Here is a 14,576-nt window from a genome sequence, read left to right on the forward strand (position 1 = left end):
ATCTCAACTTTAGTAGTTTACTTGCTAAAGTTGGGATTCTTCAATTGTGGCATCTTCCTTGCAATAATTTACAAGAGAATAAACTATTCTTTTTTGTAACGAATGGAAGCTTCACCTCCACTGTATTCGTTGCCTGGTATTCCTGAACTTTGAGGGACTATGCGTAGATATTTGTCTTCCATCCATATAGCTTGTTTTCTTCCATAAGTATACATCTTAGTTGTGATAATAAGAAACAGTTCACACTTTGTTGTGTTTTTGGCATAATCTTCGTTTTTCAAAATAGAATATGTACCTTCATAAGTAAATTTGGGTGAATGTATATCTGTAAAAGTCCCATCGGAATTAAATATATATTCTTGATCCCAAGCTCCATAAGGAATAGCTTCCCACTGGCCACTCCATGTTCTGTCGAAGCGTTGTGCTCCTTTCCAATGCCCTACGATATCCTTCTTCATAGCTTGGTACATCTCTTCTTGATGTGCCAGTGCCTTTTCCTCATCGGTTAGTCCTGAATCGTCATTTTTAGAGCAAGCTGTGAATAACATGGTGAATGTTATTGCTACGAGAAATAAAAGATTTTTCATATTTTATAGTCTTTAGCTGGTTATTCTCTTTTGAATACAAATGTATGAAATATTATTAAGATGGCAAGAAATATGAGGTTAAATATATATTTTTTGTCTATGTACAGAACGCAGCCAAGCATCTCTTCTTGTGTACACATAGAGATGAAATCATTTAACAGGTTTAATGTGATAGATGAGAGACTGATGATCAGTGAGTAATAATTTAAGAAGAACAAGTGTTACGGCAGATTTAAATTTTGAAAAGGAAACTAACAGTGAGTTCTTCAAACGTTTGAGAATGTCTTAAGTTCGAACTATCACTACCAACAAATAAAGCAATACGGCATCGCAGAGACGCTTACTATTTATACCGTTTGTAGGATATATAGATCCATGTGTAGGACATATAGAACCAACGTACTGGGCATATAGTCCCAATGTGTTGGGTATATAGCTCCAATAGTTCAATTGTTAGTGCTTGAAACTAGGTTATTACCCCCTTGTTTTTACCTGCTATTACCTTATTCATCGGCATTTCGAGAATCAGGTGGAATCAATGAACCTCAATTATATTATAGTTATATTTGTGATACTCTATTTATTAAGAAAGAGGAAAGTTACGTAGTATTCCACTACCGAATGATTCCATGATTCTTCTATTTTATCAAATCCGTGACTTTAACGTAAGTGTCACGGATTCAAAGAAAGCTTTTCTTTTGAGTATTTCCTTTGATTCTATCTTTGCTCTCATCAAAATTTAAAAACGGAATATAAGTATGAAAGACGAATTGTACATTAATGGAAAAGATGCCTACACCACATGGGGCATTAGTATGGACAGCACTTCCCTGTCCTTTCTCATGACTCCTTCAGCCAACAAGGCATATTTAGAGAATGAGAGTCGTTTGGAGCACGGTAAGCGGGTGACAATGACCAACCCGATGATGGACACTCGTGATCTGACGCTACAACTGCATCTGACGGCCGACACGGAAGAACAGTTTTTTCACCGTTACCGTAGCTTCTGCGAAGAACTGACTAAGGGAAAGTTGGAGATAGCGACAAAGTATCAACCGGGCTTGGTTTACAGAACCATCTATCTGTCGTGTAGCCAATTCAGCCAATTTATGCGTGGTATTGGCAAGTTTACTCTTAAACTAAATGAACCAAACCCTAATGATAGAGCAGTATGATAGTAGATATTAAAGATGTAACCGGAAATATTCGCTTTTCTACTCCCATAAACAAGGGATCAAAGCGTAAATTCACGTTAATGCAAGAAGACTATATTACTTTAAAGTTTTCTTTGGATCATCCTGTTTATTTCAACTTAGGAGATGGAATAGATAATGAGCTAGGTATATTTGAACTTATAGATCTTTATAAGCCTGTTTATAATGCAGAAACGGGAGGGTATAACTACGAGCTCCGTCTTGATGCTTATTATTGGAAATGGAAGAACAAGAAGTTTTTCTATACTCCAGAATCTATAGGACGTGAGGCGAGCTGGAATCTCACTGCTCCTCTCAAAACTCATTTGGAAGTTTTTGTTGCTAATTTAAATGCTCTAGGTTATAGATTCAGAGAGCAGGAGTTTATTCCTAAAATAGATGATACAGTAGAGCAATCTTCCAAACTCGTATCCTATGATAATACAAACCTGATTGACGCACTTACACAAATGGCTGAGGTATGGGAATGCGAATGGTGGATGGAAGACAAATGCATTTGCTTCGGGCGTTGCGAATTTAGTTCTCCTATAGATTTTAAAGTAGGTGATCTGACAGACACAGAAAATGTGAATGTCAATTCCATGCAGCGTAGTGATAGTCAGTCTACTTATGCTACTCGTATTTATGCTTTTGGCTCTACTCGTAATATACCTTCTACTTATCGAAAAAATCTAATATTTGATGTGAAGACGGTCAACGGAAGAGATATATCTGATACGGCAAGGGGGCTTGACACAAAGTTCTTTCCTATTAGTGCAACACATAAGAAAGAGTATAGTACAAGTGATAGTGAGCGTTTGACAGGATTGGATAGAGATGTATTGGAATGGTCGCGTTCCAAAACATCTTTATATGAAGCGAGTGGTGGTGTTTATCAAATTACGAGTGAAGGTATATCTGCTGTAGTAAAGTCTTATATGGTGAGGAGTGGGATGAATTTTATTTCAACCCGATTACCAAGAGGTAATTATTTGTGTAAAGCCCGTTTTTCCTATCAACTAAATGGTGTTCAAAAGGAAATACATATTGGAAGTCAGACTATAAATGTTGGAAACGATTCTACATATGAAGTTCGAGTAACGTTCAATGTTCCTAATAGGATAGAGATAGAAAAGGGAGCTACACAATTATGCGTCGAGGTTTATGGGAGTGTCCCAGCTCCATGGATTCCTGAAGCGAAAATATTTCCTAGTGCTATCTATAAATTAAAGTTAGTTAGTGCTCCATTTACAAATGCTTTAATTACATTTCTTTCTGGTGGAAATGCTGGTCGAACCTTTGATTCTGTTTATAACCCAGATTTATTAACGGGCGACAATGCAAACGTTATTCGTCTTCCCGAAGGTATTACTGCTTCTATAAGTGATAAATATATAATAGCTAATATTATCAAAGGCAAAGTCCCAGATAGTTATTTCAGCAAAGACGATAAAGAAATGACCTTGAATGGAGTCGTTCAAAAACGTTTGATGTTGCCTGAAGATGTTCCTTATGTAGACGCCTATCGCTATAGCCCAACAGGGGAACGTATCGACATCGGCGATGAGCATTACGATGATCTGGATAACGTAGAGATGCCGGAAGAGGAAGCTGTTGAAGAAGTCATAACTTTTGATGATGAATACCCGAAATACATTGGTAATACAGAGGTAGTTCCTGAACCTATATGGAAAGATGTGATAGACGAAGAAACAGAGAAACCAACCGGCAACAGATATCCTGTCTATACTTTCAAGGATAAAGATCTAAAGAATTTCACGGAGGATTTTAGATTTAAGGACAAAGACCTCACATTAATATTCCAGACTGGTAAACTATCCGGGCTTGAATTTGTGATTAATATCGAAGAAAGCGATGCTACTGGAACGACCTTTAAAATTATCCGCAATGATAACTACGGGCGCTATCTTCCAGATGATACGCTTTTCCCTCAAGCGGTTCATGTTGAAAACGGAAAAGATGTTCCGGCTGATACCTATATTCTTAGTGGCTTTGATACAGCGTTTATTTCTGAACAGATGCTACCTGATTCAGAACAAAGGTTGTTTGAAACGGCAAAAAAGTATATAAAGAAGTCGATGATTGATCCGTCTACTTATAATTGTGAAATGGTTCCAGAATTTATCTACAACAATGGTAATCTCCGCATATTTGAGGTTGGAGACAAAGTGAATCTTATCAATAAGGCATATTTTAAGAATGGTCGTCAATCCCGTGTTATCGGATTTGAATGGCCTTTGGATATTCCTTACGATCACCCAATTTATACAGTTGGTGAGACTGCTGCCTATTCTCGTTTGGGAGCAATTGAAAGTAAAGTGGATTCTTTGACTTATAAAGGACAGACATATAGTGGAATTAGTATAAATGGAGGAGGTGGGACTAGTGTCTATGTGATAGGAATAAATGATAAGACTTTGCCATCAGATAGAAATACATTTTCTTCAAAAAGAATTATTAATGAGATCAAGGCTTGTGCTTTAAGTAAAATTAATGACGATGAAGCTACTGGGTTAATTAGTTTTTCTAAAGGATTAATTTCTGAAGAACTGATTGAAGCTAACAACGGTCTTGTTGTTCGTAGACAAGAAATAATGGAAGTTTTTCCAATGGCTTTAGTGGAAGAAGATGATGCTTTGGTGGAAGAGCTATCTGTGAAAAGTGATGCTATGACTTTGGGCGAAATAATTAATGTGAGTAAAGAAGTTGATGAAATATCAGCAACAAATGATTTGATAGTTCGTCTTTCAGGAGCTTTAGAGTGGACTGTTAACACAACATTATTTTCTAATGTTTCGAAATTGATGGGAGAGGTTTTTCCATTTACTATGTCTTTCACTGGGGGAGCCAAGTATGAGAAAGGTAGCATGCAAACGATAAATCTTTCTTGGAGTTATGATCGAGATATCATATCTCAATCAATTAATCGAGAAACAATTGCGGTTGATGTGCGTACAAAGCAATATGAAGGTATTGTTGCTGATACAACTTATACTTTGTCGGCTATATTTGATGGACAAACTTATACGAAATCGACTTCTGTAGAATTTAGATTGAAAAAGTATTATGGAGTCTCAGTTCGTGAAATGCTTACTGATGAAGAAGCATTAGCTTTACCCAGCCTATGGGCGGGACGTGCGCAAACTTCTACTGTGTTTGATTGTACAGGTGGTAAATTTCCTTATTACATTTTACCTACATCGATGGTAGCTGGTATTCAGTTTTGGATTGGAGGATTACGTAATTCTGATTGGATAGAAGAGGTTCGGGAGATTACTAATGCTTATGGATATACGGAGAGTTATACAGTTTTTAGGTTAAACAGCATCCAGACGGGTGTATTAAATATAGAAATAAAATAATGGCAATATTAAGTAACGGTAAGTTTTATGGCTTCCTTTGTTCTGCTAAAGAAACCGGGCAGAAACTAGCAAATGGAGTAAAAGAGTATGTAGAAGATTTCGTGTCCGGCTTTGCGGGGCATGGATGGAAACTATGGGAGTACATGACAGGCAAGTGGAAGTTTGAAATAGACACTATCGTAGTGCGTGAAACCATGCTTGTTTTTGAAATGCTTATTTCAAAGATACGTGCAGTTATTGGAGCTCAAGCTATTACGCAAGGCCATGGAAAAGTGAAATCAGTCCGTATTTCTGATGATAGTACAGAATATCTTATAGTTCTTGAAGATGAAGATATGAGTATTGTAGCACATGATTTTGTTCGCTGTCAGACATTTACAGATGATAAGACAAAACTTTATCATGTGGAAGTCTCTTCTGTCGATGTAGAAACAAAGACTTTGCATGTTCTTCTATCTGAATTCGACAAGGATGAATCGGGTAATGTGCTTTATCCCCCTGTATCGGGCGATGAGTTGGTCCAGTTTGGTAATTCGCAGAATAAGGCTCGTCAATCTGCTATATACATGCATGCAGATGAGACAGGACAACCGGCCATCGATGTAATGTTTGACATCGACTCGAAGAACTGGGAAAACAAAGTAAAAGTCCGTATGGGAGGGAATATTCCAGGAGGCAACGGAGTGAAAGGGTTCTATAGTGTCAACGGTATGGTAAAAGCTGTGGATGATAAAGGTGCTGTTATATATGAGTTATCTCCTGATGGTTCGGTTAATCTTGGGAAGGGCAACATTGTATATAATCCGACTACAAATAAAGTCACTTTAGGATCAGGTGTGATATTTACTTGGAATAACCTTGATGACGAATCTAAGACAAATTTAAAAGGTAAACCCGGTGATGATGGCTTAAGCATTATTTGGAAAGGGGAGTTAGATAGTCCTCCGAATGATCCGGCAATAAATTGGGTCTATCGTGATACCAAAAACGGTATAGCATATATTTTTGATGGTATAGAGTGGGTATTAATGGTAATTGATGGAGGCAAAGGAAGTGATGGGAAAAGTGTTTATATAACTCACCATGATAGTGAAGAAGAACCAGAACGGCCTGTTGGTGATGGGACAACGGAAGGCTGGCACACGGATTCAACTGCATCCGTGACTTGGATTTCTCAAAAAGTAGCGGAAAGTGCAGATTCAGGTGAATGGGGGAAGCCTATAAATATTAAAGGAGTGCCTGGTAAGGATGGACAAGATGCTAATCTTCTTCCTTGGATTGAAAAATGGAATGGATATGCAACGGAGCTAGGAGAAGAATACATCGTCACTCCTAAGATGTTTTCAGGCACAAAGTCTGCAGATGGTAAGTTAACAGGAATTGCGCAGGGGAAGGATTGTCTGACGGATAAAGATGGGAAAAAGCGTACTGGTATATTTGCTCTTGTAGACAGTGAGGTTGTATTTGAGCTTGATCCTATAAATAAACAATATGAATTTCGAGGAAAAATAGTGGCCGATTCTATTATTATGAAAGAATCTGCTCTATTATCATCGGCTGTATTTAAAGGTGAATATCTGTTTAGTCAACAAGGTGTAGATGCGGATGGAAATGAGACCTACGAATATGAAAACTTTAACCCCAACGATCCACAGTCTGGTAATTTTAGTCCAAATCTGGCATTTAACCTTAAAACAGGTGACCAGTACTCGAATGGGGGGCATGTGTATGGATTTGCCACGAATACACCTATACTTACGGATACTGAAGACATTGATATAAAAAAAGTGGCCTATAGCAAGGTGAATGTCTTATTTGCAGGAAAAGGCAATTTAGGGCTTCCTAATGATAAAAAATTTGATGGAGTAGAATTTCTTGTTGTGAACACTACCAACAGGACATGGACTGAAGCATATAATATATTTGGAATAGGCGACACCTCAAGTCTTTATACAGGAATATATTATAAGGGATCAGAAATAAGAACGTGTTTTATGAGGCAAGAAGGGTCATTTTTGCGATTGCTTGCTTATTGGACAGGAACTAAATTAAAATATTATGTAGTGGGGCATAGTGATAACTTTGTGCATGTTGAACCAGTCCTTGATGCGGAAGGGATAGAGGTACCGGCAGGTCCTTGGTTTGTAGACCGTACATATATAAATGGCAATCCTGCTCGTATTTATTATCCTAATCTTCCTGCGCTTTTTCTAAAACTTGCTATTTACTCTGGGAAAATGTCACCTAATGTTGGCGATTTAAATTTCACAAAACCCACATAATTAGAATAAAAAGAATGAAAGATTTAATTAGTATATATCTTGATTGGTTGGATATGGTGACTACAGTACTTTTATTGGGAGTGATTACCACCACAATATTAAGTAAAAGAAATGGAACTAAACGACTGGCTAACAATACTCGGAGCTTTAGGAGGCTTAGAGGCTATTAAATGGATTGCTAATTTCTACGTTAATCGTAAGACTAACGCAAGAAAGGAATATGCTTCGGCTAATGCTGTTGAAATACAAAACCTTCTAACTATCATTGATAGCCTCAATAAACAAATAGAAAGGCTAGAGAAAGACATGGTCGGAAGAAATTCTAAAGTGGATTTTCTGTATGCAGAACTTAGAAAAGAAGAAGAAAAGGTCTTGGAGAAACTTAGTGAACTTCATGTTGTAGAATTACAGCTAAAAGAAGCTGAACTAAGTAGATGTGATTTATGGGAATGCTTAAAAAGAATCCCGCCTAAATTTGAAAATAGAATCAAGGAGGTACAACAATGAAAGTATTAATTGATAACGGACACGGTGAGAATACCCCTGGTAAATGTTCGCCGGATGGTAAACTGAAAGAATGGGCATATACAAGGGAGATAGCTGATAGGCTAGTAACTGAATTGAGGAAAAACGGAATAGATGCGGAACGAATAGTTAAAGAAATGATAGATATTCCTTTATCCATAAGATGTAGACGTGCAAATGACATCTATAGAGAAACAGGAGGTAAAGCGATCTTGATTTCTATACACTGTAACGCTGCCGGCTCCGGCTCGGACTGGTTATCTGCACACGGATGGAGCGTATTCATTTCTAACAACGCTTCAATGAATAGCAAGAATTTGGCTATATGTTTGGCTGGAGCAGCTATCGGAAAAAGAATTTTTGTACGACAACCGATGCAGGGGCAGTTATTTTGGACACAGAATCTTGCTATATGTCGGGATACGATTTGCCCCGCAGTACTGACGGAAAACTTCTTTCAGGATAATAAGGAAGATGTAGAATTCTTGCTATCTGATGAAGGTATGCAAATGGTGACACAAATTCATGTGGATGGAATAAAGGATTATCTGAATAAATATGTGAGATGAAACGGCTTCTATATATATTGGTTGTACTTATAATATTGGGAGGACTTAGCTCCTGCCGGACTCAATATATTCCTGTTGAGACGATAAAAACAGAATATCGTACCCGTGACAGTATCCGGCATGATAGCATATATCAGCAAGATAGTGTGTATGTGACCGTAAAAGGAGACACTGTATATGAGTATAAATATAAGTATTTGTATAAGTATCAATATATAAATAGAACGGATACTTTGATGAATACAGATTCGATACAGATTCCTTTTCCGGTAGAGAAACAACTTTCTAAATGGCAGAGTTTCAAACTGGATTTTGGTGGTGCTGCTATGTTGGTACTAATTATGATTGTGATAGTAAAATTGAAAAACTTAAAAATGTAATAGATAATGAGTGAAGAATTGAAAGGAACAAATATATATGCTCCTATTGTTCCGGGCACTGATGAAGATAAATATCCAACCCATTACAGCAGGTATGGGAAGGGTGGATTCAAATGCGTACGTACCCTTGTGGAAAGGGATACTATCCCGGCAGACAGACTCGAAGTCCCGACTTTGTGTTATGTCTTTGATGAAGACCTCTTTTTTGTTTGGGATGGAACAAACTGGAATGATAAAGAAATGGGTGGTGTTGATGTAGGATTGCAGCGCAATGTGCGTATTGTGAATAATCTTGATAGTAAAAATGTTACCGCAAGTAAGGGTGAACCATGTCTGCTGAAATTTACTTTTGTCAGTCAGGAACGTTACAGTTCGAAAGAGCCTTACGAGAATACCGGTGAACAGGGACTTTGTGAAATTTCTGTACGCAACACAGATAAGTCGGAGTATGAAGTAGTAAAGCAGATTTATGTGAAATCTGCTACTCCACTTAGTGTAGATGTCGCGGAATTCCTTACTTCCGGCACTAATAACGTGATGATAAAAGTGACGGGAGAAGTGACAGAAGTGACAACACCTGCATTTGTGTACACAGTGCAGCTAACGGCTTTATCAATTAGTGCTGATAACTTCAAGTGGTGGACCGCTTATAATGGGGACATCCTTTTCAATCTGAATATCGGTGGAAATGTTTCGAAAATCTTATATATTACTGTTAGCGGAACGGATTATAATGCATCCTATGAAGTACCCATAGGTACGGGAGTATATATTGAAACATCGTACAATTATTCCATCCCGCATCCGGGAAAGACTGGCGTATTCAATGTGTCCGCTTATGTGGCTAATTCCGACGGGAGTATAAAGACCAAAACAGTTTCTTTTAATATCATCTGTGCAATAGCAGGAGAACAGGTTAAATTGGTTGCAATAAACAATGTATTGGCTAAAGGAGTGAATTGGTCTGAAAACACGTTGTTTGAATACGCAATGTATGATGGGGATAATGTGACCACGTCGGCACAATTTGTAATCCGAAAAGACTCGGAGAATATATATGAGTCTGATGAAAACAGTATCATTTGCTCTGCAAAGAATGCTTTCTCACTTTCTCTTGGAATAGAGACGATGGATAATTCAGCATTTGATATTGTAGCTTATGTGAAGGATGGAGAAAGGGAATTGGTTAAGCCTATAACGTATCCGATAGATAATTCTTCCGGTTATTCAGCGGTGCCGGGAGCTGTATTTTATATGAATCCGAAAACGCGCAGTAATAGTCAAGCAAACCGCCAACGGGTGATTAATGAAATTGACGGTTCTGAAACTCAGACTGTATGGAGTGGAGTGAACTGGGGAAATGATTGTTGGACAACCAATACGGACGGGGAGAAGGTGCTTCGGATGATGGCAGGTTCTTTATTGACTATAGACCGCCATCCGTTTGGTGCAGAATGTGCCCGTAGAGGAAAAACGATTGAAATTGATTATAAAGTGGATAACGTTACAGATTATTCAACGCCTGTCATAACTATTTCTTCTGCATCGGGAGACTCTTTTGTCGGTCTGAATATTTATGCGGATGACATCATTATGCATACTCAGTCTCTAAAAGAGGACAGCGTACAGAGCTTGCATACTTTTGAAGGAAAACGGACGCGATTAGCATTGACTGTTCTGCCTACAGCGTATGGGAATCCTGGATTCAACCTTTGTATTCTTTATATTAACGGACGAAAGAACAGGGAGTTTACATACGAAGATAATGATTATTTTGCACAACCGGGAGCTATTGTCATTGGTTCAGAGTATGCCGATGTGGATGTTTATGGGATTCGTGAGTATGAATCGGGATTGACTTCACAAGGTGTATTGATAAATTATATCAACTGGTTATCTGATACGACAGAAAAGGCCAGAGTAAAAGCTTTTAATGATATTCTTGACTCTAACGGTTCGGAAATAGACTTTGATAATACAAAGGATCAGTTTAATTGCTTGGTTTTTGATAATACGATTCCATCTATGCTTGACCAAACACAACGTATTGGAACGTTGGAGGTGTTATTCTACGACCATCCGGAATGGAATGTTGCAATTTCCAATGTGACAGCAAAAGGACAAGGAACTTCTTCTATGAAATACTATTTGTGGAATACCCGTTATCAACTGGACAAGACGAAGTCTGTGATTACTTTTGCCGATGGAACCACCGGAACCAAGAAATGGCAGATGGTACCCTGGCTTCCTGCCGGTCAGAAATTCACGGCAAAGAAGAATTATGCATCTTCCATGCAGTCACATAAAATTGGTTCGGTCAATTCTTATGAAGATTTATACCGGGAAATGGGATTGCTGAATGAGGCCATGCAAACGGAAACATATAAAGATGCCCGAGTGGCTGTCTACCAAATGCCTTTTATCTGTTTTGAAAAATCAGTGAATGATGATGGGGATACGGTGTATGCGTTTAAAGGATTGTATACATTTGGACCGGACAAAGGGGATAAATATACGTTTGGTCATGATACGGATCTGTTTCCTGAAATGATATCTATTGAAGGTGCTGATAACTCGCCGCTTTGTGCCTTGTTCCGTGTTCCTTGGAATCCGAATAAACCTTATATTGCTTACAACGAAGATGAAGAGGCTTTTCAGTATAATGGTGCGAACTCATGGGATTTTGGAGCCGGAGCTATAGAGAATATTTCAAAGTTTATTCCGGCATATAATATTGTTTATCAATGTTCTCCACGGCTTCGGCCTTTTGATGGAACTTTGGCTGAATTGAATGCTCAACTTGCCGACTATAAGAATCAACCTTATGAGTTCTGGATTGCAAAAGCCGGTGACATTAATCAGTATAATGTCTATTATTTTGAATCGGCTGAAGGTGTTTTCATGCCATCTGATACCGGTGAAGGGCAAATAAATCTGATATCGCAACTGGTGGACAAAGGATATGGATTGTCGAATACTGACTTGAACGGGAAAACAAATGAGGAGCAAAATACGCTTTTCATAAATGCCCGTATATCCAAATTCCGTCAGGAGGCACCGGAATATTGGCATATACAGGATACGCTTACTTTTATGAATAATGTGGAGTTTAATGCCGGTACCGATGAACGGGCAAAAAATACTTATCCTTATTCCTTTGGCCTGGAAGGTTCGAAGTTCAGATGGCGTGTGGATGATGCCGATACCCGATTTGATACAACGAATCGTGGTTTGCCGGAAAAGTCATATAGCGTGGAAACACATGATGTCGATGAAACCGGAGCATCAATCTGGAATGGTGAAACAAATAATTTCTTCAATTTGATGGAACTGGCTTTTGCCGAGGAAAAGATTACTAATATGCGTCTGATGATGGCATCAATGCAGTCATTGGCAGGTTTGAAGAGTGGTAATGATCTTGAAAAGATTTATGCATTTTACAAAAAGTATTTCTTTGATCAGGCACAGGAGTATTTTCCGTCGAATGCTTTTAATGCGGATGCCAGAATCTCATATGAGAATGGAAAGCTTGCCTATAACGCTGGTACTTATTCGAACGATACCGACCCTATTACTCAATCTTTGGGTGACCATTATGCAGCTGAACAGCGATGGGTGACAAAGCGTATCCTTTACATGATGTCGAAATATAGTTTCGGTTTGTTTTCTGCAAATGGTTCTGATACTATCACTGTGCGTGCAGCCGGAAATACGATCAAGTATGAACTTACTCCCGCTATGGATATGTATCCGGCAATAGCCAATGGTACAAGTATTATTAGGGGAGCACGAACCAAAGCCGGAGAAGTGTGTGTAATGGAAATAGAACTATCCGGTTCAGGCGACCAGCAAAATGCAATACAAGGTGCGTCATATCTACAAGATATCGGTGATTGGCATAATAAGAATGTTCAAGGGTCAATGATTATCCAGGGACGTATGCTCCGTGATATTCGCTTGGGAAGCAAAACTGAGCCGATAGTTATTTCTATCAATTCTCTGACGTTGTCTAATTGTACATCTTTACAGCGATTACTTCTATCCAATATTTCTACATTATCCGGTACATTGAATCTTTCTGCTTGTACCCATTTGCAGGAAGTTCATGCAGATGGTACATCTCTCGTACAGATAATTCTTCCAAAAGGTGGTGGACTTCGCTCTGTAGAATTTAGTGCTTATAACCAATATTTGTCTTTGATGAATTATCCGCTAATGACAAATCAGGGTGTTGGCATTGGTTTATGTAAGGGAATCATCTCCGACTTCTTCATCACAGGATGTCCGTTGATTAGTCCTATGGCACTATTGATTGATATAATGGATGCTCAATCAAAACAGGGAAATGAGCATAAATTGAAACGTGTTCGTGCTGTTGGGTTTAATGAAACGTACAACGATTCGGATATGTTAGATAAGCTGGCTATATTGGCTGACGGAACATATGAAGGATTAAGTTCCGAAGGAATTGCAGGAGAAGATGTTCTCCCGGTACTTGATGGAACTTTAAATGTGCATGCTAATGCTTATGAGGATTCTATTGAAACTCTCCGAAATACATTTTCTAAACTTACTTTGAATGTGATAGGTGGGTATTATATCAGATTTAAGGATTCTGTAATAGGAAATTACATGATTGAAACGTTTGGTGATGGTATTGGTATTACTAAGGAGCGTTTGGAAAAGATTAGTAAATCTCAACTAGGTAGACCATTTACAAATAATAATCAACTTGTTTCTTTTGATGAAATGAAGTATTTAAATAATCTTTATGATATTGATGCTAATTTCTTATTGAATTGTACATCCTTGAATTCTATAACATTACCCTCTAATATTATTAATTTATATAATGCTTGTTTTAGGAATACTGCTTTAAAAACTATAGTTATACCTAAAACGGTAGTTTGTATAGAACAATCAGTATTTGAAGAATGTCAAAATTTGGAATCGTGTATATTTGAAGAAGGAAGAACGAGCGCGCTAAAAATTCGATGGAGTGTTTGGACTAAAAGTGCTTTAAAAGAAATAAGCCTACCTGATAATGTTACTGTAGATGGCAATATGGGATATGCTTTTGCCTATTGCAAAGAACTTTCTAAAGTTCATTTACCCAATAATATTTCAGGTATATACGATTCTATGTTTAGAGATTGCTCTAAATTAACAGAAGTCAATATACCAGATACTGTTACTGTTTTAGGAACTAGAGCTTTTAACGGATGTAGTTCATTGCGTAAATTGGACTGTTTGGGTAATATTGTTTCTATAGAGCAATATACTTTTGCTGGTTGTACTTCATTGGCATGGTTAAGGATTCCTAGTACCTGTACGTTTATAGCTAAGTATAGTTTTGAACATTGTGATGCATTAGCTACTTTGATTGTCGAGGCCATTGCGCCACCTACTATTGAAATGTATACTATTAATGTTGTTCCTGAACTTAAAATATATGTTCCTGACGTATCGGTTAGTACCTATAAATCTAATACTTGGTGGGCCCAATATGCTAGTAGAATATACCCTATATCATCGTTATAAGTATAATAAAGATAAGAACTGTCCGAAATCGCGGGCAGTTCTTATCTTTTTAAAAATAGACTAATTGTTGTATGAGTTTTAAGTTAAATCGAATGTGCGTTTGTAATTAGCGACAT

8 protein-coding genes are annotated in these 14,576 nt (G+C 37.8%); 7 read left to right on the forward strand and 1 reads right to left on the reverse strand.

Annotation, left to right across the window (positions count from 1 at the left end; genetic code table 11):
* Window positions 1-83: 83 nt before the first annotated feature.
* Entirely contained in the window at window positions 84-587 is a 504-nt protein-coding gene (locus HC965_RS19210) for a hypothetical protein (RefSeq protein WP_191032964.1), read from the reverse strand.
* A gap of 758 nt (window positions 588-1,345) precedes the next feature.
* Here HC965_RS19210 and HC965_RS19215 point away from each other — a divergent pair.
* From HC965_RS19215 to HC965_RS19245, 7 genes are all read left to right on the forward strand, one after another.
* On the forward strand, window positions 1,346-1,762 hold the full coding sequence (locus tag HC965_RS19215) for a hypothetical protein (RefSeq protein WP_191032965.1): 417 nt from the start codon (window positions 1,346-1,348) through the stop codon (window positions 1,760-1,762).
* Complete coding sequence (locus HC965_RS19220; RefSeq protein WP_191032966.1) at window positions 1,759-5,163, forward strand: hypothetical protein; 3,405 nt, start codon at window positions 1,759-1,761, stop codon at window positions 5,161-5,163. The genes HC965_RS19215 and HC965_RS19220 overlap by 4 nt, the downstream gene beginning before the upstream one ends.
* Window positions 5,163-7,445, forward strand: a complete 2,283-nt coding sequence (locus HC965_RS19225) for a hypothetical protein (RefSeq protein ID WP_191032967.1) — start codon at window positions 5,163-5,165, stop codon at window positions 7,443-7,445. The genes HC965_RS19220 and HC965_RS19225 overlap by 1 nt, the downstream gene beginning before the upstream one ends.
* A 111-nt stretch (window positions 7,446-7,556) precedes the next feature.
* Window positions 7,557-7,952 (forward strand): hypothetical protein, encoded by a 396-nt coding sequence (locus tag HC965_RS19230; protein ID WP_191032968.1) that lies wholly within the window; start codon window positions 7,557-7,559, stop codon window positions 7,950-7,952.
* Entirely contained in the window at window positions 7,949-8,539 is a 591-nt protein-coding gene (locus HC965_RS19235; protein WP_191032969.1) for an N-acetylmuramoyl-L-alanine amidase, read from the forward strand. Before HC965_RS19230 ends, HC965_RS19235 begins: the two co-directional genes overlap by 4 nt.
* Window positions 8,536-8,919 carry a hypothetical protein gene (locus HC965_RS19240; RefSeq protein ID WP_191032970.1) on the forward strand — a complete coding sequence of 128 codons (384 nt, stop codon included), beginning with the start codon at window positions 8,536-8,538 and terminating at the stop codon, window positions 8,917-8,919. Before HC965_RS19235 ends, HC965_RS19240 begins: the two co-directional genes overlap by 4 nt.
* 6 nt (window positions 8,920-8,925) lie before the next feature.
* Window positions 8,926-14,460, forward strand: a complete 5,535-nt coding sequence (locus HC965_RS19245) for a leucine-rich repeat domain-containing protein (protein ID WP_191032971.1) — start codon at window positions 8,926-8,928, stop codon at window positions 14,458-14,460.
* The last annotated feature ends 116 nt before the right edge of the window (window positions 14,461-14,576 follow it).

It is taken from the genome of Bacteroides sp. GM023 (assembly GCF_014750685.1).
In the GTDB taxonomy this organism is placed as follows: domain Bacteria; phylum Bacteroidota; class Bacteroidia; order Bacteroidales; family Bacteroidaceae; genus Bacteroides.